Origin of the sequence: Streptomyces sp. WI03-4A (assembly GCF_033792105.1) — a bacterium.
Classification (GTDB): Bacteria; Actinomycetota; Actinomycetes; order Streptomycetales; family Streptomycetaceae; genus Streptomyces; species Streptomyces collinus_A.
In genome coordinates, this window is sequence record NZ_JARAUO010000030.1 from 66249 (window position 1) to 88898 (window position 22650).

The window sequence follows — 22650 nt, forward strand, 5'->3', positions numbered from 1 at the left end:
GCTCCCTTGCAGGAAGGCGAGTGGGAAGGAGCCGGCCGAGGGCCGGCGGGCCGGCGCTCAGTGGGCGAGCCGGGCCACCTTGCGGGCGCTCAGGTCGACGACCAGCCACCGGGCGTCGATCCACGGGCCGTTCTTGACCTTCGGGAACAGCCGCACACAGCGGTGTTCGCCGCACTTGTCGAGCGCGGCGGGCTGCCCGCCCGGAGTGGCACGGTAGACGGCGCCGTTGAGCAGGAGCTGGTCCGCCGAGGTCAGCTCCCGGCCGGTGGCGTCCTTGTAGTCCGCCTTGAGACCCGCGCCCAGCGGGTCGGCGATCAGCAGTTCGGCCGCCTCGGCGTTCTCGGCGCGGCTCAGCGGCGGCTGGACGCCGTGCTGGGTGCCGGTCCGCACGACCTTGCCGGACTCCACGTCGACCGTCTTGGTGACGAGGGTGTCGGTCCGGTAGTCGTAGAAGGTCACGTCCGCCCGGCGCGGCGCGCCCGGGTCGTCGAGCTCGTCCGCCTCGGGGTCGGCGAGGTCGACGCTCAGCCGCTGCGGGCCGTGGTCGCCGTCGACGTTCTCACCGGAGGTGAGCAGCTGCTTGTTCAGCGCGATCTTCTCGACCCGCTGGATCTCGTCGTCGGTCAGCGGGTCGCGGCCCGTGCCCTTCTTCGCGGCAGCGGGCGCCTGCTCGACCACACCGGGCCGGACCGCGTCCGGGCCCTGCCCCGCCTGCTGCGCGGCCTGTGTGCCGTCGCCGTTCGTTCCTCCCGTCTCGTTCGCCCCTGCCGTGCCCGGCAGGGTGATCCCGACCATGACGGCGGTCCCGGCCACCGCCAGGGCCGTCCCGGCCACCACCTTGCCCAGATGGCGGTGCACTATCTCGCGCACATCTTCCCCCTACTCCCCCAAAAGTCCCCGGGAGTACGTGTAGCCCCACTGGTTCGGCACACGGCGGGTACACATGTCGCCGTATGCACTGGTCGGTCGGTAAGAGGGGCGTAAGTCACAGGAGGTTCCCTCACTTCCGGGGAGACTCGAAGCCAACGTCGCCCCCACGGGGCGGTCCACCTGAAAGAGTCGTGTCCATGCAGGTCTGGCCTGGAGAGGCGTATCCGCTCGGCGCCACCTATGACGGCGCCGGAACCAACTTCGCGGTTTTCACGGAGGCCGCGAACCGAGTAGAGCTGTGTCTGCTGCACGACGACGGCTCGGAGACGGCGGTGGAACTCCGCGAGAGCGACGCGTTCGTGCGGCACGCGTACGTGCCGGGCGTGATGCCGGGGCAGCGGTACGGGTTCCGGGTGCACGGCCCGTACGACCCGGGGCGCGGGCAGCGCTGCAACTCGGCGAAGCTGCTGCTCGACCCGTACGCGAAGGCGATCAGCGGTTCCGTCCGGTGGGGCGAGGAGGTGTACGGCTACCACTTCGGCGACCCGGAGCGGCGCAACGACCTGGACTCGGCGCCGCACACCATGACCTCGGTGGTGATCAACCCGTACTTCGACTGGGGCGACGACCGTCCCCCGCGCACCGATTACCACCACACGGTGATCTACGAGGCCCATGTGAAGGGCCTGACCATGCGGCACCCCGGACTGCCGGAGGAGCTGCGCGGCACGTACGCGGCGCTGGCGCACCCCGCGATCATCGAGCACCTGACCAAGCTGGGCGTGACGGCGCTGGAGCTGATGCCCGTACACCAGTTCGTGAACGACCACCGCCTGGTCGACATGGGCCTGAACAACTACTGGGGCTACAACACGATCGGCTTTTTCGCCCCGCACAACGCGTACGCCTCCTGGGGCGACCGCGGCCAGCAGGTGCTGGAGTTCAAGTCGGCCGTCCGGGCGCTGCACGAGGCCGGCATAGAGGTGATCCTGGACGTCGTCTACAACCACACCGCCGAGGGCAACCACCTGGGCCCGACGCTGTCCTTCAAGGGCATCGACAACGCGTCGTACTACCGGCTGACGGACGACCCCCGCTACTACATGGACACCACGGGCACCGGGAACTCGCTGCTCATGCGGTCCCCGCACGTGCTCCAGCTGATCATGGACTCGCTGCGCTACTGGGTCACCGACATGCACGTCGACGGCTTCCGCTTCGACCTGGCCGCGACCCTGGCCCGGCAGTTCCACGAGGTGGACCGGCTGTCGTCGTTCTTCGACCTGGTGCAGCAGGACCCGGTGGTGTCCCAGGTGAAGCTGATCGCCGAGCCGTGGGACGTGGGCGAGGGCGGCTACCAGGTGGGCAACTTCCCGCCGCTGTGGACGGAGTGGAACGGCAAGTACCGCGACACGGTCCGGGACCTGTGGCGGGGCGAGCCGCGGGCGCTCGCGGAGTTCGCCTCGCGGCTGACCGGCTCCTCCGACCTCTACCAGGACGACGGCCGCCGCCCGCTGGCCTCCATCAACTTCGTGACCTGTCACGACGGTTTCACGATGCACGACCTCGTCTCCTACAACGACAAGCACAACCAGGCCAACGGGGAGGAGAACCGCGACGGGGAGAGCCACAACCGGTCCTGGAACTGCGGTACGGAGGGCGAGAGCGACGACCCGGACGTCCTCGGGCTGCGCGCCCGCCAGATGCGGAACTTCTTCGCCACGCTGATGCTGTCCCAGGGCGTGCCGATGATCAGTCACGGCGACGAGTTCGCCCGCACCCAGCGCGGCAACAACAACGCCTACTGCCAGGACAACGAGCTGGCCTGGCTGGACTGGCCGGAGGACGGCAGCGACCTGCTGGAGTTCGTCCGCGCGATGGTCTGGCTGCGCCGGGACCACCCGGTCTTCCGCCGCCGCCGCTTCTTCCACGGGCGGCCGGTGGAGGGCACCCACGACGAGCTGTCGGACATCGCCTGGTTCACGCCCGAGGGTGGTGAGATGGAGCAGCGGGACTGGGACTCCACCCAGGCGTCCGCGCTGACCGTGTTCCTGAACGGCAACGCGATCTCCGAGCCCGGTCCGCGCGGGGAGCGGATCGCCGACGACTCCTTCCTGCTGATGTTCAACGCCTCGCCCGAGCCGCTGGACTTCCTGGTGCCCGTCGACCACGGCAGGCAGTGGCAGGTGGTCGTCGACACGGCCCGTCCGGACGGGGTCCCGCCGGGCACGGGCCCGAAGGTGGCGGCCGGCGACCGCATCACCCTGCCGGACCGCAGCCTGACGGTGCTCCAGCGGCCCGCCTGAGCGGGTGCTGCGCGGGCGCGTGCGGTGGGCGCAGGCGCGTGCGGTGGGGTGTGCGGTGGGACCCGGGTCCGTCCGGCGTAGTGGCCGGGCGGGTCCGGGGCTCGCCGCGCCGGGCCCGCGCCCGGCCCGCGCCCGACGGCGTCCCCTTGGTCCCATCGCGTCACGCCAGGCACGCGTGCGTGGGGCGGAGCACAGGTCGGTGACACGAAAGACGGCGGGCGGGGTACGTAGCCTTGTATGACTTCTGCGCGCCCCGGACCGGAGGTGCCCACGGCCACCTACCGGCTGCAACTCCAGCCCGCGTTCCCCTTCGCCGCCGCCGCGGCGGCCGTTCCGTACCTCGCCTCGCTCGGCGTCTCGCACCTGCACCTGTCCCCCGTCCTGGAGGCCGTCCCCGGCTCCACGCACGGCTACGACGTCGTGGACCACACGCGCGTGCGCGAGGAACTCGGCGGCGAGGACGGCCTGCGCGCGCTGGCGCGGACGGCGCGAGAGCACGGCCTGGGCCTGGTCGTGGACATCGTGCCGAACCACATGGCCATGGCGCCCCGGCACAACCGTGCCCTGTGGGAGGTGCTGCGGGAGGGCCCGCGATCTCCTTACGCGCGCTGGTTCGACATCGACTGGGAGGCGCAGGACGGCCGGGTGCTGCTGCCCGTGCTCGGCGGCCCGGTCGGCGCGGAACTGGACCACCTCAGGGTCGACGGCGACGTACTGCGCTACCACGACCACGCCTTCCCGCTCCGCGCGGGCACCGAGGAGCTTCCGCTGCCCCGGCTGCTGGACGCCCAGTGGTACCGCCCGGTGTGGTGGCGGCTGGCCCGCACCGAGCTGAACTACCGGCGGTTCTTCAGCATCTCCGAGCTGATCGGGCTGCGCGTGGAGGACCCGGAGGTGTTCGACGCCACCCACGCCAAGATCCTGGAACTGATGCGGGAGGGGGTGATCGACGGCCTGCGCGTCGACCACCCCGACGGGCTCGCGGACCCCGACGGTTACCTCGAACGGCTGAACGAGGCGACCGGCGGGCGCTGGACGGTCGTGGAGAAGATCCTCGCCGACGGCGAGCACCTGCCGGCCTCCTGGCCCGTCGCCGGCACCACGGGCTACGACGCCCTGCGGCAGATCGACGGCGTGTTCACGGACCGGACCGGGGCCTACGAACTGCTCGGCCGGTACCGGGCGTTCGCCGCGCCCCAGACCGATCGGGGCGGCAACTGGGAGGCCACGGCACGGCGGGCCGCGTACAAGGTGCTCACGCACGAGCTGGCCACCGAGACCGACCGGCTCACCCGGGTGGCCGCCCGGCTGTGCGCCGCCTCCCCCGACCTCGCACTGCGCGACCGGGCTCCCTGGGCACTGCGCACCGCCCTGGAGGAGCTGCTGGTGCGGCTTCCGGTGTACCGGCCGTACGCCTCCACGGACGCGTCCGCCGTCGTCACCGAGGCGGCCGCCGAGGAGGCACGGCTGGCCTTCGTGGTGCGGGAGGAGGCCGAGGCCGTCGGCATCGTCCGCCGGCTGCTGGTCGAGCCGCCCGGCGAGGCGTCGGCACCCGACCACGCCGACCGCGTGGAGTTCCGGACCCGGTTCGCGCAGACGGCGTCCGCGCTGCGCGCCAAGGCGGTCGAGGACACGGCGTTCTACCGCTTCGTGCCGCTGCTGTCGACGGCCGAGGTGGGCGGCGACCCGGGCGTGCCCGGCGTGCCGCCGGAGGAGTTCCACGCGTACTGCGCGCGCGTGCAGCGCGACTGGCCGCTCACCGGCACGGTCGTCACCACCCACGACACGAAGCGCAGCGCGGATGTGCGCGCGGCACTGGCCGTGCTCACCGAGTGCCCGGCCCACTGGGCCCGGCTGCTCGCCGAGGTGACGACCGCCGAGGAGGGCGTGCCGGACGGACAGCTCGCCTGGGCGGCCTGGCAGACGGTGTTCGGGCTGGGGCCGGCGGAGGAGGAGCGGGTCCAGGGGGCACTGCTGAAGCACGTGCGCGAGGCGGGCATGTACACGAGCTGGACCGAGCAGGAGCCGCCGTACGAGGAGGCGGTGGCGGCGTTCGTCGCGGCCGGTCCGTGCGGCCTGTCCGGGGAGCGCGTGGCCGCCTTCCGCAAGACGCTGGAGCCGCACGTCCGGGCGAACGTGCTGGGGACCGCGCTGGTCCAGCTGACGATGCCGGGGGTGCCGGACGTCTACCAGGGCACGGAGAGCGAGTACCGGGCGCTGGTGGACCCGGACAACCGGCGGCCGGTGTCGTTCCCGGCGGCGGCGCCCGGCGAGAAGGACGCCCTGACGGCGGCCGCGCTGCGGCTGCGCGCGCGGCGGCCCGGCGCCTTCGGCGCGCAGGCGACGTACGAACCGCTCACCGCGGACGGGCCGGCGGCGGAGCACTGTCTGGCGTTCTGCCGCTCGGGCGAGGTGGTCACGGCGGTGACCCGGCTGTCGCTGCGCCTCGCGGAGACGGGCGGCTGGCGGGAGACCCGGCTCGAACTGCCGCCGGGGCGGTGGGCGGACGTCCTGTCCCCTGACCGCGAGTTCACGGGCCACGCACGCGCGGCCGACCTCTTCGACCGCCTGCCGGTGGTGCTGCTGGAGCGGGTGGAGGAGGGCTAGGAGCCGGATCGGGGCGCCGCGGGCGGCGGGGCCCTTCCGGGCGGGGTCCGGTCGAGCGGGGCCTCACGGGCCGGGCGCGGGCGGGCGGCGCCTTTCGGGGGCCGGGGTCCGGGCGGGCGGGGCGGGCCGAGTGAGGGCCGGGTCCGGGCCGACGGGGCCTCTCCGGGCCGAGTGCGTGCGGGCGCGGTTGACGGGGCCCGCCCGTCCGGACGTGGTCGGTGCCGCCCACCGGCCGCAATCCCGCGCGCTCACCGGCCTCGGTCAGCGCACCCACCGGCCGCAATCCCCACGCTCACCAGCCGTGGTCCACGCACCCACCGGCCGCAATCCCGCGCGCTCACCGGCCATGGTCCGCACGCCCGCCGGACGGCGCCCGTAGCAGGGGCGGCCCCGCGGGCGGGAGGGGTCGCGGCGGGCGCGGTGCGTGCGTCCGGGCGCCCCCTGGAGCCTCCCCTGCCGGATGCTTGACAGTTCACCCACGCCGTGCGGCACTGGGAGGGCGAATCCGGGTGGACAAGTCGGGGGTGAGTCTTCTGCCGGAGCTGCGCTACCCCAGCGTTCCCGAACTGGTCGCCACCGCGCGGGCGCTGGCGGCCCAGGAGCCCGGTCTGTGCTCGCTCAGGCAGGTGGGGGTCTCGCGGGCCGGGCGGCCGCTGCACCTGCTGTCGGTGGGGCACGCCGGGCGGGCCGTGCTGGTGGTGGCGGGCGCCCACGCCAACGAACCCACGGGCGGCTCCACCCTCCGGGTGCTGGCCGAACGGGTGCTGGCGGAGCGCGAGTTGCGCACCGGCACCTCCTGGCACTTCCTGCTGTGCGCGGACCCGGACGGTGCGAGCCTGCACGTGACCCCGGCGCCGCGCAGCCTGCTCGACTACCACCTCGGCTTCTACCGGCCGACCGGCGCGGAGCAGCCCGAGTGGTCGCCGGCGGTGCTGCCGCCGGACCGGCTGCCGCCCGAGACGCGGGCGCTGACCGGGGTGATCGACGAGCTGCGCCCGTACCTCCAGGTGACGCTGCACGGCACCGATCTGGGCGGCAGCTGGGTGCAGTTGACCAAGGACGTGCCCGGACTCGCCGAGCCGTTCGCCAAGTCGGCGGCCGAGCTGCACATCCCGGTCGAGACGGGTGCCTCGGACGCCGCCGGCTGGCCCGCGTCGGGGCCCGGGGTGCATGTGATGCCGGGCCCGGAGACGGGTGTGGCCTACCCGAGTCTGCCGGACGACGCACGGCACAGTACCTGGTACCACGCGCACCGGTACGGCGGTCTGACGGCGGTGGTCGAGGTGCCGATGTGGGCCAGCGACCTGGTGGACGACCCGGCGCCGCACCCGGCGCCCGCGGCGGCGATGCGGCGGCTGGCCGAGCGGCTGCTGCGGGACTCGCTGCTGGTGGAAGGGGTGCTCGCCGACGCGCTGCCCCGGCTGGCGGGCGCGGAGGGCCCGCTGCTGCGGGCCGCCCGGTGGGCGTTGGAGCTGATCCCCGGCCTGGCGCAGGACTGGATCCAGACGCAGCCGGCCGGCACGACGATGGCGTACGTCGGCAGCGTGGACGCCTTCGGGCGGCGGCTGCCGCTGCGGGCGGCGGCGATGCTGCTGCGGGTGCTGCGCCAGACCGACGACCGGGCCGCCCCCCGGCTCGAACAGCTCGTCGCCGTCTGGTGCGAGGCCTTCGCGGAGCGCTTCCGGGCCCGCTGGGTGCCGTTGGAGCACCAGGTGGAGCACCAGTCGCGGACGGTCCTGGTGGCGGCCCGGCAGGCGCGCGAGCGGGCCGTGTGACACCGCCGCGCGCCGCGCGCCCGGTGGGTCCGGGAGCCGGGTTCAGCGGTCCAGGGCGAAGACCGCTCCGGTGCGGGCCCGCAGGACGCACACGCTGGAGTACGTCTCCCGGAACGCGACCGGCCGCCCGTGCCACCGGCCGCGCGCGCGGGCGGTCACCGGGGCGTAGATCATCGGGCAGAACACGCCGTGGGCGTACGGGATGCGGGCGATGTCACCGCCGGCCGCGGCGAGTTGGGCGCACGCCTGGGCCGCGTGCGGGTGGCCGAGCGGCGGGTCGCACAGCAGCAGGGCGCCCCGGGCGGGGCCGGCGGCGGTGAGGCCGCGGGTGACGGTCAGGTGGAGCCGGCTGCCGCGCAGCGTGTCACGGGGCGCCGCCTGGGCCGGGCCCGTGACGAGGAGTCCGGCGAGGGTCAGCAGGGCCGCCGCGGCCGCTTTCACTCGGGTGAGGTGCTTCATGCCCGGTGCATCGGCACGGGGGCCGTTCTTCCCCACTCCACTCACCCGAACGGGTGATCACGCGGGAGTGCGGCCCGCCGGTGCCGGGGGGCCGGTCACTGGTCGCGGTGCGCCGCCAGCCGGAAGGAGATCCGCCCGAAGCCGACCTGGTCGCCCTCGCGCACGACGACGGCGCCGACCACCCTGCGGCCGTTGACCGTAGTGCCGTTGGTGGAGCCGAGGTCCCGCAGCACCCACAGGCCGCCCTGGCGGCGGAGTTCGGCGTGCACGCGGGAGACGGTCTCGTGGTTCAGCCGCAGCCCGCTCGCCGGGTCGCGCCCTATGCGCAGCGGGTGGCCGCCCGCCGCGTGCGGCAGCAGCAGCTTGGGCAGCCGCTCGGCCTGCCAGGCCCGGCGCAGCCGCACGGTGAAGCCCGAGACGGCCTCGACGGTGCCGAGGACGGCACGGGAGAGGCGGTTCTCGCGGGGCAGGTCGGCGGTGAGCACGGCGAGTTCGTCGGCGCCCCGCGCGGCGAGGGCCAGTTCCATGCGGCGTACGAACGTGTCGTGCGACAGCCGGCCCATGGCGACACCGTCTCGCAGCACCTGAAGCGCCTTGTCGCGCTCCGCGTCGGACAGCCGCGCGGGGTACGTGGGGAACTCGAAGGACGACGTCACATCCGTGATTGTCGGCTCTGTGAACCCCTGGTGTCCAGAATCGGGGAAAACGGTGCCCACGCGCGCGTGCCGCACGACACCCACCGGGAAAGGACGGATTCGAAAGCGGACTGATCGCTTTTCGGGGCACGATGGACGGGCTACATCACGGTGAGCAGACGAAGGGGAACCGTCCGTGCAGTTCGAGGTGTGGGCACCACAGGCAGACCGGGTGACGCTCCATTGCGACGGCGCCACAAGCGCGTTGGAGCGCGATGCGGAGCGGGACGGCTGGTGGACGGGTGAGGCCGAGGCGCGGGACGGCTCGCGGTACGGGTTCGCGCTGGACGACGGTCCGGTGCTGCCGGACCCGCGCTCGCGCCGTCAGCCGGACGGCCCGGACGGCCCGAGCGCGGTCGTCGACCACGGCCGGTACGCGTGGCGTGCCGCGTGGCCGGGCCGGGAACTGCCCGGGGCGGTGCTCTACGAGCTGCACGTGGGCACGTTCACCCGGGAGGGCACCCTGGACGCGGCCGCCGGACGCCTCGCGCATCTGGTGGAACTCGGGATCACCCACGTGGAGTTGATGCCGCTGTGCCCGTTCCCCGGCCGGCACGGGTGGGGCTACGAGGGGGTGTCGCTGTGGGCCGTGCACGAGCCGTACGGCGGTCCCGAGGCGCTCAAGCGGTTCGTGGACCGGGCGCACGAACTCGGGCTGGGCGTCGTGCTGGACGTGGTGCACAACCACTTGGGCCCGTCGGGCAACTATCTGCCGTCGTTCGGGCCGTACTTCACGGACACGCACCACACGCCGTGGGGCGCCGCGGTGAACCTGGACGCGCCCGGCTCGGACGAGGTGCGCGCGTTCCTGGTGGGCAGTGCGCTGGCCTGGCTGCGGGACTACCGGATCGACGGGCTGCGCCTGGACGCGGTGCACGCGCTGCACGACACGCGCGCGTGCCACTTCCTGGAGGAGCTGTCGGCGGCCGTGGACGGCCTTGCGGGCGAACTCGGCCGCCCGCTGTTCCTGATCGCCGAGTCCGACCTGAACGACCCGCGGGTCATCACCCCGCGCGCGGAGAACGGCCTCGGGGTGCACGCGCAGTGGAACGACGACTTCCACCACGGTGTGCACAGCGCCCTGACCGGTGAGTCCCAGGGCTACTACGCCGACTTCGCGCGCGCCCCGCTCGCCGCGCTGGCCAAGACGCTCACGGGCGGCTACTTCCACGACGGCACCCTGTCGAGCTTCCGGGGCCGCGCGCACGGCCGGCCGCTGGACCGGGCCCGGCTGGGCGGGCACCGGCTGCTGGGTTACAGCCAGACCCACGACCAGGTCGGCAACCGGGCGCAGGGCGACCGGCTGTCGGCCCTGCTCTCCCCCGGTCTGCTGGCGTGCGCGGCCACGCTCACGCTGACCGCGCCGTTCACGCCGATGCTGTTCATGGGCGAGGAGTGGGCGGCGGGCACGCCCTGGCAGTTCTTCACCGACCACACGGACCCGGAGCTGGCGGAGGCGGTACGGCGCGGCAGGCGGCGGGAGTTCGTGGAGCACGGCTGGGCCGAGGAGGACGTACCGGACCCGCAGGACCCGGCGACCAGGGAGCGGTCCTGTCTGGACTGGGCGGAGCCGGAACGCGAGCCGCACGCGCGCGTGCTGGCGTGGTACCGGCGGCTGATCGCGCTGCGCCGGGAGCAGCCGGACCTCACCGACCCGGATCTGGCCGACACCAAGGTGGCCTTCGACGAGCGGGGGCGCTGGCTGGCGTTCCGGCGCGGGGACGTGCGGGTGGCGGTGAACCTGGGCAAGGAGGTGGCGGCGATCCCGCTGGGGACCCGCCCGGCGCAGGTGCTCGCCGCGTGGGAGCCGGTGGAGGCGCCGGGCCGGGACGGGCTGCTGCAGGTGCCCGGGGAGTCCTGCGTGGTGCTGGTCCAGCCCTGAGCCGGCCGGCGGACCCGGCCTGGACCGTGTCCGTGCCGGGCGTCGTGGGGCAGGCGGGACTCTGCCGGACCCGGCCTAGGCCTCGGTGTCCTCGTCCTTGAACTCGGTGACGCGCTCCAGCATGATCGGCTCCCAGACGCGTCCCAGCCGGGTGCGCAGCGCCGGGAGCGGGCCGGGTGCCCGGCCCTCCAGGTGGTCGGCGAGGCGGATGACGGTGTCGCAGCGGGCGAGCCAGAGACCGCGCAGGCAGGGGCGGGCGCCGTAGCCGGCGAGGGTGGCGGCGCGGACGGCGGCCGGCGATCCGACGGCCGTGGCGAGTCCGGCGATGTCCTCGGCGGGGTCGCCGAGGGCCGCCTCGGTCCAGTCGAGGATCCCGCGCACCCGTCCGTCGGCGCTGACCACCACGTGCTCGCCGGTCAGGCCGTGGTGGGTGAGCACGGCGGTGCCGGTCTGCGCGGCGAGCTGCGTGGCGCCGGGCGGGGTGAGCTGGTGCAGCAGGGCGGCGTCGAACTCGTCGGCGGCGGCGAGCCGTTCGGCCGCGTGCACGGCCATGCGGCGCAGCGCCTCCAGGGAGCGCGGCGCGGTGCGCGGCACGCCGAGCGTCTCGGCCGACCGGGCGGGCACCGCGCGCAGCCCGCCGAGCAGCCCGGCCAGGTCGGCCTCGCCGACGGCGGAGACGTCGTGCCGTTCGGCGGTGCCACCGGCCACCTTGGTGTCCAGGGTGTAGGCGAGGCCGGGAGCCCAGTCGCCGTGGGCGACGCTGGTGGGCACCGCGACGGGCAGGTGCGGGCGGACCAGGTCGCGCACGCGCAGTTCCCTGCGGCGGCGGGCCGAGGCGTCGCGGTCGGGGGCGAGGCGCAGCACGTGGCGGGTGCCGACCCACCAGGTGTACGCGTGGTTCTCGGCGACGGGCCGGACGTCGGGTCCCTCCGTGCCGTTCCTGCCGTGCCCGCCGTCCGGGCCGTTCGTGTTCTCTCCGCTGTCCCCGCTCTCCTTGAGCAGTGAACGGACCAGTCTTCGGACGGTGTCCGCGGTGGGTGTCGGAGCCTGGGTCATAGGTCGCGCCGTAGCCGTTCCGGGGTGTCGTCGAGGGTGTCTTCTGGCCGCTCAGTCCACTATGACCATCTCGCGCGTGGTGTCGTTGAGGCGGCGGCCGCCGTCGGCGGTCACCGTGACGATGTCCTCGATGCGGACGCCGAAGCGGCCGGGCAGGTAGATGCCGGGCTCCACGGAGAAGCACATGCCCGGCACGAGGGGCTGTTCCTCGCCCTCGATCATGTACGGCGGCTCGTGCGTGGTGACGCCGATGCCGTGCCCGGTGCGGTGGATGAAGTACTCGCCGTACCCGGCGTCGGTGATCACGGCACGGGCGGCGCGGTCGACCTCCTGGCAGGCGACGCCGGGCCGCACGGCCCGGAAGCCCGCCTCCTGGGCCGCGCGCACGACGTCGTGGACGGTGCGCTCCTCCTCGGTCGGCTCGCCCACGTGGACGGTCCGGGTGGTGTCGGAGCCGTACCCGTCCTTGAGGCCGCCGAAGTCGAGGACGACCATGTCGCCGTGCTGGATGACGCGGTCGCCGACTTCGTGGTGCGGGTTGGCGCCGTTGGGTCCGGAGCCGACGATGGTGAAGTCGACCTGGGAGTGCCCGAAGCGGCGCAGCAGGTCGGCGAGGTCGTGGCCGACGTCGGACTCGCGGCGGCCGGCGAAGGTGACCTTGCGGATCTCCTCGAACGTGGCGTCGGCGGCGGCTCCGGCGGCCGCCAGGAGTTCCAGTTCGGCCGCGTCCTTGACGGCGCGCAGCATGGGCAGGGCGTCGGTGAGGGAGGCGTAGGAGCTGTCGGGCAGGGTGCGCTGGAGGCCCAGCAGGTGCATCGCCCAGGTGTTGTCGCTGATGCCGAAGCGGCCGCGGTCGTCGAGGAGGGCGGCGGTGACGGCGTAGGGGTCCTTGCCGTCGGTCCAGTCGCGCAGGGTGAGCGCGGACGCCCCGGTGGCGGTTTCCGCGTCCGGGGCCTCCAGGGTGGGCACGACGAGCACCGGGTCGCGGCCGGGGGCGAGGACCAGCACGGTGAGCCGTTCGGTGACGGCCGTGGGCGTGTAGCCGGTCAGCCACACCATGTCCGGGCCGGGGGCCACCAGCAGTCCCGCGAGGCCGGCGTCGGCGGCGTCGCGTGCGGCGCGTCCCATGCGGGCCCTGTAGTCGTCGGCGGTGAAGGGCGCGGGCGTGCTACCGGTCATCCGGGCCTCCGAGCGCGGTCGAGGTGGCGGGGCGAAACGGTCCCGGGCAGCATCCTGCCCGGCCGGGCAGGGCGGCGCGAGCCGGTCGCGGGATCACGCGGGCGCGGTCTGCGCGGTCGCTGCGCGGCACGGGCTCATCATGGCCCGTGGGACGGCCGACGACCAGCGGGATTCCCGGGGTGCCCGGGTCGCGTCCGACGGGCCGAACCGACAGGTCGATCGGCGGGTCAGGGCAGGGCGACAGGTCAGGGTGGCGGGTCGGGGCGGCAGGTCAGGTCAGGTCAGGTCAGGTCAGGTCAGCACGCCGGGTACGACCGTCAGCCGCTGGTAGCCGCCGTCGCGGTGGCGCACGGTGAGTGTGACCGGAGTCCCGGGGCGGGCACGGGCGACGGCCCGGGCGAGGTCGGCGGCCGTGCCGACGGGGGCGGCGCCGAACCGGACCAGGACGTCGCCGCGGACCAGACCGGCCGTGTAGCCGGGTCCGGGCACGTGCACGCCCACCACCAGCGCGCCGGGGGCCCCGGCGTCCACGGCCTCCACGCCCAGGGTCGCGCCGGTCCGGGCCTCCGCGGGGCCCGGGGCCGCGGTGTGCGCCGCGGGGCGGGCGGTCCCGGCCGGGATGGCCGGGTGCGGGGCGTCGCGCCGGAGTTCCGCGAGCCTGCTCGCGCCGATCACGGTGGCGCCGACCGTGCCGAGGCCGACCCCGGCCAGGAGCAGGGCGGTGCCGGTGACGACCGCCAGCAGCAGGGTCCTGAGCCGCCGGCCGCGCCGGGGCGCGGCGTGCGGGTGCCTGGGGGCGTCGGGGGTGCCGCCGTCGGTTCGTTCCCGGCCCGGCATCGGCCTGGGCCGCAACACAGTCTGTTCCATGGTTCGCTCGCCTCCGGCTGGTGCTCTACCCGGGGCGCGGGGCCGCGACGAGACACGAACGAGTGAGACTGTCCGGCGGCGGGCGGAGGGTAGTCATCCCGGAGGGGCCCCGGGGCCGGACGGCCCGCGGTGCCCGCGGAACACCGGGGGTGCGCGGAACACCGGGGCGCGCGGGGCCGGTCAGCCCAGGGTCAGGGCCGGTACGGCGGGCGCCCGGCCGGGCAGGAAGCCGTGCGTTCGGCGGGCCAGGTGGGCGGCCTTGTAGCGGTCGACCTCCCGATGCCAGTGCAGGATGCCCGCCAGCCAGTTCCGCAGGTCGTGGACGTAGCCGTCCATGGCCGCGCGCGCCTCGCCGGAGAGCTGGAAGTCCTCGTACAGGACGGGCAGTTCGTGGGCGGTCACGTGCTCGAACTGCTGCATCCGCTGGGTCATGAGGTCGTGGACGACACCGAGGGCGGTCGGGTAGTCGACGCCGAAGAAGTGCTGCACGACGAGGACGGCGTTGTGGATCTCGCCCTCGTACTCGATCTCCTTCTGGTACGAGAAGACGTCGTTGACCAGGCAGGCGTAGTCGACGGCCGCGTTCTCCAGGGAGCGCACCGGGCCGCTGCGGTAGACCTCCGGCGGGATCGCGGGCCCGTGGCCCATGCGGCACAGGCTGAGGGTGAGGTCGGAGCCGAAGGTGGCGCGCCGCATCTCCAGGTAGTCGACCGGGTCGGGGACGCGGTTCTGGAGCTGGTTGGACAGCTCCCACACCCAGCTCTCGGTCATGTCGTCCACGGCCTTCTTCAGGGTGGTCCGCTGTTCGGCCGTCATCTCCGCGGTCGTACGCGCCCACAGGTCGAGCAGTCCGCGTTCCATGGCGTTGACGGGGACGACGGCCGGGTCGCCCTCGACGGGCATGCAGGCGGAGAGCCGGGCGGTGGTCAGCCGGGCTGCGGCCAGGTCCCGGCGGTGGCCGTGGACCAGGGGGTAGTAGTCGTCGCCGTAGGTACCCCACGCGAGCCATTGGGCGCTGAGGTCGAGGGCCTCGGCGGTGGCGTCCGGGTCGAGGCCGGCGGCGCAGAGGGCGAGGTCGCAGGCGGCGAGCTTGTCCTCGTCCCAGACGCCCTCCTGGAGCAGGCCCGTGCGCTGCGACCAGGTGACCAGGTTCCGCCGGGCGGTGTCGAGGTGCGGACTCAGGGCGAGGGCGAACGGCATGTGGAAGTCGGGCAGCAGGGAAGGGCCGACCTTCTGGAACGGCCGGTGGGAGTAGGCGCGCAGGCGCTCGGCCGCGGCCGCGGCGAGCAGGGCGCCGACGTCGGCGGCGGAGGTGCCGGGCCCGCTCGGCGCCTGCCAGGGTGAGGCGGAGCGCGCGCCCTGGTTCATGTAGCGGCTGGAGCGCAGGTGCCACTCGTGGCCGCCGGACTGCCAGTCCTGGAGTCCCTTGGTGTAGGCGGCCACGGCGGCCACCTCGTCGGGCCGCAGCCCCTTGTCCAGGGCGACGGCGGGCACTTCGGTGAGCGCGGTGTGCTCGAACTGGTGCAGGCGCGAGGTGAGGATGTCGTTGACGGTGTCGGCGGCCTCCTGGGTGGTGCAGCCGAAGAAGGTCTCCAGGACGAGCACGCCGTTGCTGTTCTCCCCCTCGTCCTCGACCTCGCGCTGGTAGGAGAAGAGGTCGTTGCGCAGGTGGACGGCGTCGGAGAACGTCTCCATGAGCACCCTGAGCGGCCGGGTCTTCGCCACGGGGGCGGGCACCTCGGCGGTCGCGTACTCCACGAGCCCCGCGGACCAGGGGGCGCCGCCCACCTTGCGGCGCATCTCGATGTACTCGACCGGGTTGGCGATGCGCCCCTCGTTGATGTTGGACAGCTCCCACATGGACTCGTTGAGCAGGTGCTCGGTGGCCACGGAGAAGCGGCGGCGCCAGTCGACGGACATCGACGGCACGGTGCGCGCCCACAGGTCGGCGAGGCCCGCCTCGACCGGGTTCTCCGGTTCGGGCACCGGGGTCGCGGGGTCCAGCGGCATGAACAGCGGCAGCCGGTCCAGGTGGGCCTTGCCCGCGGCCCGGTCCGGGGTGCGCTTGAACATGTCGAGGAAGTGGTCGTCGAAGAAGAACACCCAGACGTACCAGTCGGTGATCAGCGAGAGGGCGGGGCCGTCGCAGTCGGGGTGGGTGTAGGCGCACAGGAGTCCGTAGTCGTGCGCCTCCAGGTCGTCCTGGTCCCAGATCCCGGAGCCCTCCAGCATGCCCATCTCGCGTGCCCAGGCGGTCGAGTGCGCACGCGCCTCGTCGACGTGGGGGTTGAGCCGCGCGGGATACGGCATGTAGAAGTGCGGGAGTTCGAACGGCTGCGTCATGGCGGGGCCCTACCCGGGGGTCGTACGGGCCATCCGCCGGGCGACGCGTGATCACACCATCGCGTGAACCCGTCCCGAAACGGAGAACTCCCGCCGCTCGCTGTGGCGTTGACCGGCCGCCGGTGTCGCACCCGTACGTTCCCGGTGCACCCCGTCCGACCCGTCCGCGCTCTTGCCGAGCTCCCGCGCGCGGGCCACCGTAGGCGCATGACCTCCTTCGCGCTGCCTCATGAGGTGCACGGCGACGGCGCCCACCAGGTGTTCGCCGTGCACGGCTGGTTCGCCGACCGGTCCGCCTACGCGCCCGTCCTGCCCGACCTCGACCGCTCCTCCTTCACCTACGCGCTGGTCGACCTGCGCGGCTACGGCGAGGCACGGGACGCCGTGGGCTCGTACACGACGACCGAGGCGGCCGTGGACCTGGTGGAGCTGGCCGACCGGCTGGGCTGGGAGCGGTTCTCGGTGGTCGGGCACTCCATGGGCGGCGCGGTGGCGCAGCGGCTGCTGTCGGTCGCCCCGCACCGGCTGCGCCGGATCGTCGGCGTCTCCCCCGTGCCGGCCTCGGGGCTGCCGCTGCCCGGCGAGCAGGGCGTGCTCTTCGCGGAGGCGGCGCACCGGCCGGAGAACCGGCGCGCGATCATCGACTTCACCACCGGTGGCCGCCGGCCGGCGGCCTGGCTGGACCGGATGGTGGACCGCTCGCTGGCGCGCAGCGACGCGAAGGCGTTCCGGGCCTGGCTGGACTCCTGGGCGGGCGACGACTTCCGGGCGGACGTCGTGGGCTCGGAGGTGCCCGCGCTCGCGGTGGCCGGTGAGCTCGATCCGGCGCTGTCACCCGCCCTGATGCGCGAGACGTGGATGTCCTGGTACCCGCGCGCCCGCCTGGCCTCCCTGCCGTGCGCCGGGCACTACGCCATGGACGAGACGCCGCTGGAGCTGATCCGCGTGGTGGAGGACTTCCTGCGGCCTGACACCGCGGGCGCGGGCGGGCCGGCGTGAGCGTACGCGCGGCCCCGCCGGTGCCGGACGTCTTCGACCCGCGCCGGTACGCGGCCGGGGTGCCGTACGCGGACTACCGCCTGCTGCGCGACCACCACCCGGTGGCCTGGCAGGACGAGCCGGAGGTGCTGGGCTGGCCCGCCGGGCCCGGGTTCTGGGCGGTGACCCGGCACGCCGACGTGGTCCACGTGCTCAAGGACTCCGCGGCGTACTCCTCGTACGTCGGCGCCACCCAGATCCGCGATCCGGACCCGGACGACCTGCCGTTCATCCGGCGGATGATGCTCAATCAGGACCCGCCGGGCCACGGCCGGCTGCGGCGGCTGGTGAGCCGGGCGTTCACGCCGGGGCGGGTGGACCGGTTCGCGGCCGTCGCGCGTGAGCGGGCCCGGAGGCTGCTCGCGCGGGCGCTGGAGGAGGCACGGTCCGGCGACGGCACGGTCGACGTGGTGGCCGCCGTCACCGACGAGTACGCCCTGCTCAACCTGGCCGATCTGCTGGGGGTGCCGGAGAGCGACCGGGGGCTGCTGCTGCACTGGACGCAGCGGGTCATCGGCTACCAGGACCCGGACGAGGCGGGTGCGCCGGTGCTGGACGGGGCGGGCAGGCCGGTCGATCCCCGGTCGCCGGCGATGCTGCGGGACATGTTCGCGTACGCGCGGCAGCTGGCCGTATACAAAAGACGGTATCCCGCCGACGACATCCTGACGACACTCGCCCACGACGCCGAACTCGAAGGCGCCGAGCTGGAGATGTTCTTCTTCCTGCTGACCGTGGCGGGCAACGACACCGTGCGCAGCGCCGCACCCGGCGGTCTGCTGGCCCTGGCCGAACATCCCGAGGCGTACGGCCTGCTGCGTGCCGGGAAGGTCGGTCCGGCGTCGGCGGTGGAGGAGCTGCTGCGCTGGCACCCGCCCGTGCTGACCTTCCGCAGGACGGCGGCGGTGGACACCGATCTGGCGGGGCGCGGGATCCGGGCGGGTGACAAGGTCGTGGTGTTCCACGCCTCGGCCAACCGTGACGAGCGGGTGTTCGCCGGACCGGACCGGCTGGACCTCGCCCGCGCCCCCAATCCGCACGTGTCGTTCGGAGACGGTCCTCACGTGTGCCTGGGCACCCACTTCGCGCGGCTGCAACTGCGGCTGCTGTACGAGGAGGTGCTGCGCGCGGTGCCCGGCCCGCGGCTCGCCGCGCCGGCCGTACGGCTGGTCTCCAACTTCATCAACGGGCTCAAGTCACTTCCGCTCACCGTGGCGTGAGCCGCCGACCTGGATCAGGGCATGCGTGCCGCTGGTGCGCCAGCGCTGTCCCTCCGCCGCGACCAGGGTGTTCTCGGTGGCGGCGGTGAGTCCCGTGACCACATCGGACTTCAGGGTGCGCAGGGCGGCGACCGGGCCGGGGAAGTACGCGGTGACCTCGTCGAACGGGGTGGTGGGCGGCCACAGCCGGTCGCCGACCAGGCGGCGGTAGTTGAGGTCGCCCTTGAAGACGGTCAGGGTGGCCGCCGCGAACTCGGCGCGCAGGTCGTCCGGGGCGTCGGCGTACGGCAGCGGGGCGCGGGAGAAGGGGTGGGCGGCGGTGGTGAGGCGGCCGTCGGCCATGGCGGTCCACAGGACGCGCCCGTATCCGGCGGCCGCGCCCGGCGTTGCCACGAGGCGCCGCAGGGCGTCGACGACGTCGGCGGTGGTGGCGTCGGAGACGTAGTAGGGGTACGGCTTGACGTGCAGCACCACCCGGCCGATCCGGCCCTCGGTCAGGAGGTGGGCGATCAGGAGCAGGTCGGGGACGAGTTCGCGGCCCGCGTTGTCGGCGACCAGGACGAGCGTGCCGGTGCCGGAGGGCGGCAGCAGCGACCACAAGGTCTCGCTGTCGTCGGCGACCAGGGCGGGGACCGGTGCCGCGGCCTCGGCGCCCTCGGCGGACAGGCGGAAGCCGAGGTCGGCGCGGTTGCCCCAGAGGGAGCCGTGCAGCAGGGCGCGGGCCCGCTCCCGCTCCGGACGGTCCTGGAGCGCGTCGAGCGCGGCCAGTTCCTCGTCGGTCTCGGGGGCGTCGAGCTCGGCGCGCTTGAACGGGCGGAAGGGGTCGACGCCCTGCCAGGCGCCCGGGCCGAAGTAGCCGACGGCTTCGAGCAGCCGGCGGTAGAAGTAGCTCTCGGACCACAGCCACGGCACGTCGAACCAGGAGCGCCCGGCGTACTCGTCGAGGCCCCAGGCGCGCCAGAGCTTCAGGTCGGCGGCGTCCCCGGGCAGCGGTTCGATCACGCCTTCGGCGCAGGCGCTCAGCAGTTCGTCCAGCGCGCGGTGCTGCCCGGGGCCGTACGGGAAGGCCTCGCGCACCTGCTCGATGATCGCGGGGTGCCGCTCGGCCAGCACACTGTGCGGGAACGAGCCGGGTTCGTCGCCGAGGATCACGGGCGCGGTGCGGATATCGGGCATGGCCGTCACCGTACCGCGCTGTTCAGCAGGTTCTGATCTCCCGTTCCAGCTGCGTGGCGAGTGTCAGGTAGCGGGGGCGGCGGTGGACCGGCACCAGTCCCCGGATCACGAGGTGCCACATCTCGGCGACCCTGCGGGGCAGCCGTCCGACCGGTTCGAGGGAGCGGCCGGCGACGCGGGTACCGATGAAGAAGCAGACCAGGGAGTGGGCGACGACCCGGGCGTCGGTCTCGGGGTGCACGTCGGCCTCCTTGACCGCGCCGTTGAGCTTGCGGGTCGCGAAGTCCAGCCACTCGGTGAACGGGTGTCGCAGCGGCGCCCGTACGACGACGTCGGCGGTGGCGAGCCGCAGTCCGGCGCGCGGCACCGGGTCGTCCACGGCCAGCCGGGCGACGGCGAACGTGGCCCGCATCAGCGCCTCCAGGGAGGAGTAGCCCCGCCCCTCGACGTCGGCCACCACCTGCTGTGCGGCTCTGGACTGGAGCTCCAGGATGGCGTGCGCCAGGTCCTCCTTGGCGGCGAAGTGGAAGTACAACGCCCCCTTGGTGACCTGTGCGTGGCCGACGATGTCGCTCAGGCTGGTGGACTCGTAGCCCTGCCGGTCGAACAGGTCGGCCGCGGCCGTGATGATCGTCGCCCGGGTCTGCTCAGCACGTAACTGCCTCGCCATCGTCTGACCCCCTCCTCGCCGCACTTCCGAACGGGACACGCGGTTTGTTTTGGCCCCGCCCATACGATAACTCACCCACGGCGAATGAGAGTCGGGTGGTCCGCACCGGAAGCCGACAGCTCGCGGGAGGCGCGCGCCGGGGCGGGCACGCGACCTGCGGTTTCGCAAACCACCCGCGAAAATTAACCCAGTTGCCACACCCCCGACGTCTCCGATGGCCAAGTGGTGGTGACCGGGCAGGCTTTGATCGATCCCGCTCGGGACGCCCTGCACCTCCACGCGGTTCTTACTGAGGGGCGCTGCCAGAAACCGCCCGACCGGTTGGGTGCTCGGCGCCGGTCCGTCCCGGACTCGCGGGCGGGTGAACACGGGGGGCGCGCGACCCGTACTGGATGCGGCAGACCCTTTCCGCGCCTCCCGAGGAGACGTCCCGGATGACCCGGATGACCCGGACGACCGCCCGCCTGGGCGTCACGGCGGCCGCCGCGGCGGCCCCGCTGCTGCTCCTGCCGTGGACGGCGGGGCCCGCCCAGGCGCACGGCGCCCCCACGGACCCGGTGAGCCGGGTGTACGCCTGCTCGCCCGAGGGCGGCAGCGCGAACCGGTCGGCCGCCTGCCGGGCGGCGATCGCGGCGAACGGCGCCCCCTTCACCGCCTGGGACAACCTGCGCGTGGCGGGGGTGGCGGGCCGGGACCGGCAGGTGATCCCGGACGGCAGGCTGTGCAGCGGGAACCTGCCCGCCTACCGGGGGCTCGACCTGGCCCGGCGGGACTGGCCGGCGACCCGGCTGAGCCCGGGCGGACGGCTGACGATGACGTACGCCTCGACGATCGCGCACGCGGGCACGTTCCGGCTGTACCTGACCAGGCCCGGCTACGACCCGGAGAAGCCGCTGAAGTGGTCCGACCTGCCCGCGCGGCCCTTCGCCGAGGTCAAGGACCCGCCCCTGACGAACGGCGCGTACCACATCCGGGCGACCTTGCCGAAGGACCGGACGGGACGTCAGATGCTGTACACGATCTGGCAGAACAGCAGCACGCCGGACACGTACTACTCCTGCTCCGACGTGGACTTCACGCGGACGGGCGGAGCCGCCGGGCCCACGAGGACGGCGCCCGCCTCGCACACGCCGGCGAGCCCCCGGCCGACCCGGACGGCAAGCACGCACCCGGCCGCGCACCCGTCGACGGGGAGTCCGGCCGCCACCGGGACGAAGGAGCGCGCGGCGGAGCCGGGGGCGGGGACGGCCACCGCCGACGGCACGCCGGTGGCCGAGACCACCCGTGCGGACACGGGCCCCTCGGCCCCCGTGCTGGCGGGCGGCGCCGCCGCGGTGCTGGTGCTCACCGGGGGCGCCGCCCTGTTCCTGCGTCTGCGTCGGCGCTGAACTGCCGTTAGGTCCGCATCAGTTCACGTAGACCGGGGCGCCCGCGTCGGTCACGGGCGCGTACTTGGCGGTGAAGTAGCCGTTGGCGAAACACAGCGACGAGCCGGAGAACTTGGTGAACTGCTGGTTGGTGAAGGAGATGCTGCTGTCGCTGTTGTCGGCCTTGCCGGTCAGGCCCGGCGCCCGGTAGACGCAGGTGATGGTGCCGAGCAGGGTGCGCAGCTTGACCGTGGTCTGGACGGTGGAGCCACTGGCCGGCGACACGGTGAGGGTGCCGTCGGACGCGACCGTCGCGGTGTAGGGCAGGTTGTCGACCGTGATGGCGCTGACGCCGAGCACACCCGTGACGTTGCTGGTGCAGCTACTGGCGGCGAAGGAGTGCCCGGTGACCGACTCGGTGGCCGTGCCGGGGGCGGCCGGGTTGCTCGCGACCGTGGCGGTGAACTGCGACGACGTGCAGGTGACGCCGCTGGTGCCGGTCGGGCTCGAGTACAGCGTGGCGGAGGTGCCGGTGGCCAGCGGCGCGGTCAGGGTGTCGCCGACGGCGGCCGCGGTGCCGCCGACGGCACCGGTGGTCAGCACGGCGGCGCCGTCCGCGGAGGCGGGGACGGCCGCGGCCACGGTGAGCGCGGTGACGGTTCCGGCGAGGGCGAGCAGGGATCGCGTACGCATGCGGATGCCTCTCCTTCGAGGTGGGGGGCGATGTGGGGTGACGTGGGGGGGTGGGGCTCGGAAACGCGGCAGCGCTTGGCGGGGGGTGGGGGTGGAGGTGCGCGGTGGGTGCGCCGCCGTCGCCGGTCCGCGACGCCTTCTCCGTACGTGGCGGACCGGCGACGGCGGCCGGCCGGGCGCCGGCCGAAGACCTCGGGGGTAGGCCTCCGGCCGGGCCGGTCAGGGCGCGGCGGGGCACGGGCCATGAGGGAGAACGACCGTGCCGGTGCCGCGTGAGGGGCGGTGCGGGGTGCCTGAGAAAGGCCGGGAAAGCGGTCCGAGCCGCTCGACGGATCCGGCGCCACGGATCCGGTGAAACCAGGGAGAGTTGTAGACCTGATGGGTCATCAACGTCAAGACCACATAGGCGAGTTGAGCTTCATGACGACGGCCCGGATACCGCCTCCC

At 73.9% G+C, this 22650-nt stretch carries 17 protein-coding genes; 7 read left to right on the plus strand and 10 right to left on the minus strand.

The genetic code is table 11. The features are described from left to right. Positions 1-57: 57 nt before the first annotated feature. Entirely contained in the window at positions 58-870 is an 813-nt protein-coding gene (locus PV343_RS26705; protein ID WP_319149514.1) for a Tat pathway signal sequence domain protein, read from the minus strand. A gap of 197 nt (positions 871-1067) precedes the next feature. Between PV343_RS26705 and glgX the strand changes: the two genes are divergently transcribed. The 3 genes from glgX to PV343_RS26720 all read left to right on the plus strand — a co-directional run bounded on the left by glgX (position 1068) and on the right by PV343_RS26720 (position 7558). Continuing rightward, positions 1068-3176 carry a glycogen debranching protein GlgX gene (gene glgX / locus PV343_RS26710; protein WP_319149515.1) on the plus strand — a complete coding sequence of 703 codons (2109 nt, stop codon included), beginning with the start codon at positions 1068-1070 and terminating at the stop codon, positions 3174-3176. Positions 3177-3413: 237 nt separating this feature from the next. Continuing rightward, positions 3414-5783 (plus strand): malto-oligosyltrehalose synthase, encoded by a 2370-nt coding sequence (treY, locus tag PV343_RS26715; RefSeq protein ID WP_319149516.1) that lies wholly within the window; start codon positions 3414-3416, stop codon positions 5781-5783. A 524-nt stretch (positions 5784-6307) separates the two neighbouring features. Then, the gene (locus PV343_RS26720) at positions 6308-7558 is read left to right on the plus strand and encodes a M14 family zinc carboxypeptidase (RefSeq protein WP_319149517.1); all 1251 of its coding nucleotides are present in this window, start codon (positions 6308-6310) and stop codon (positions 7556-7558) included. A 42-nt stretch (positions 7559-7600) separates the two neighbouring features. On the opposite strand, the gene PV343_RS26725 is transcribed toward PV343_RS26720, so the two are convergent. Together PV343_RS26725 and PV343_RS26730 are read right to left on the minus strand one after the other, a co-directional pair. Further along, on the minus strand, positions 7601-8017 hold the full coding sequence (locus PV343_RS26725; protein WP_319149518.1) for an SSI family serine proteinase inhibitor: 417 nt from the start codon (positions 8015-8017) through the stop codon (positions 7601-7603). A gap of 95 nt (positions 8018-8112) precedes the next feature. Then, entirely contained in the window at positions 8113-8673 is a 561-nt protein-coding gene (locus PV343_RS26730) for a DUF1707 and FHA domain-containing protein (RefSeq protein ID WP_020942923.1), read from the minus strand. Positions 8674-8848: 175 nt separating this feature from the next. Here PV343_RS26730 and treZ point away from each other — a divergent pair, with 175 nt between their 5' ends. Then, positions 8849-10594: a malto-oligosyltrehalose trehalohydrolase gene (treZ, locus tag PV343_RS26735; protein ID WP_319149519.1), complete on the plus strand. Its 1746-nt coding sequence runs from the start codon at positions 8849-8851 to the stop codon at positions 10592-10594. 75 nt (positions 10595-10669) lie between these two features. Here the strand turns inward: treZ and PV343_RS26740 are convergent, their stop codons facing one another. From PV343_RS26740 to cyc2, 4 genes are all read right to left on the minus strand, one after another. Continuing rightward, positions 10670-11650, minus strand: coding sequence for an aminoglycoside phosphotransferase family protein (locus tag PV343_RS26740; RefSeq protein ID WP_319149520.1), 981 nt, complete (start codon positions 11648-11650; stop codon positions 10670-10672). 51 nt (positions 11651-11701) lie between these two features. Then, entirely contained in the window at positions 11702-12829 is a 1128-nt protein-coding gene (locus tag PV343_RS26745; protein WP_319149521.1) for an aminopeptidase P family protein, read from the minus strand. A 291-nt stretch (positions 12830-13120) separates the two neighbouring features. Then, positions 13121-13696, minus strand: a complete 576-nt coding sequence (locus PV343_RS26750; protein WP_319149522.1) for a PDZ domain-containing protein — start codon at positions 13694-13696, stop codon at positions 13121-13123. 180 nt (positions 13697-13876) lie between these two features. Then, entirely contained in the window at positions 13877-16039 is a 2163-nt protein-coding gene (gene cyc2 / locus PV343_RS26755) for a germacradienol/geosmin synthase Cyc2 (protein ID WP_319149523.1), read from the minus strand. Positions 16040-16246: 207 nt separating this feature from the next. Between cyc2 and PV343_RS26760 the strand changes: the two genes are divergently transcribed. Continuing rightward, on the plus strand, positions 16247-17038 hold the full coding sequence (locus PV343_RS26760) for an alpha/beta fold hydrolase (RefSeq protein WP_319149524.1): 792 nt from the start codon (positions 16247-16249) through the stop codon (positions 17036-17038). Continuing rightward, entirely contained in the window at positions 17035-18297 is a 1263-nt protein-coding gene (locus PV343_RS26765) for a cytochrome P450 (protein ID WP_319149525.1), read from the plus strand. The genes PV343_RS26760 and PV343_RS26765 overlap by 4 nt, the downstream gene beginning before the upstream one ends. Here PV343_RS26765 and PV343_RS26770 read toward each other — a convergent pair. After that, the gene (locus PV343_RS26770) at positions 18274-19473 is read right to left on the minus strand and encodes a damage-control phosphatase ARMT1 family protein (RefSeq protein WP_319149526.1); all 1200 of its coding nucleotides are present in this window, start codon (positions 19471-19473) and stop codon (positions 18274-18276) included. The two genes, PV343_RS26765 and PV343_RS26770, sit on opposite strands and share 24 nt — an antisense overlap. A gap of 22 nt (positions 19474-19495) precedes the next feature. After that, entirely contained in the window at positions 19496-20143 is a 648-nt protein-coding gene (locus tag PV343_RS26775; protein ID WP_319149527.1) for a ScbR family autoregulator-binding transcription factor, read from the minus strand. 434 nt (positions 20144-20577) lie between these two features. On the opposite strand from PV343_RS26775, the gene PV343_RS26780 reads away from it, so the two are divergent. Then, the gene (locus PV343_RS26780; protein WP_319149528.1) at positions 20578-21531 is read left to right on the plus strand and encodes a lytic polysaccharide monooxygenase; all 954 of its coding nucleotides are present in this window, start codon (positions 20578-20580) and stop codon (positions 21529-21531) included. Between the two features lie 18 nt (positions 21532-21549). On the opposite strand, the gene PV343_RS26785 is transcribed toward PV343_RS26780, so the two are convergent. Then, the gene (locus PV343_RS26785) at positions 21550-22203 is read right to left on the minus strand and encodes a Tat pathway signal sequence domain protein (protein ID WP_319149529.1); all 654 of its coding nucleotides are present in this window, start codon (positions 22201-22203) and stop codon (positions 21550-21552) included. Positions 22204-22650: the final 447 nt, after the last annotated feature.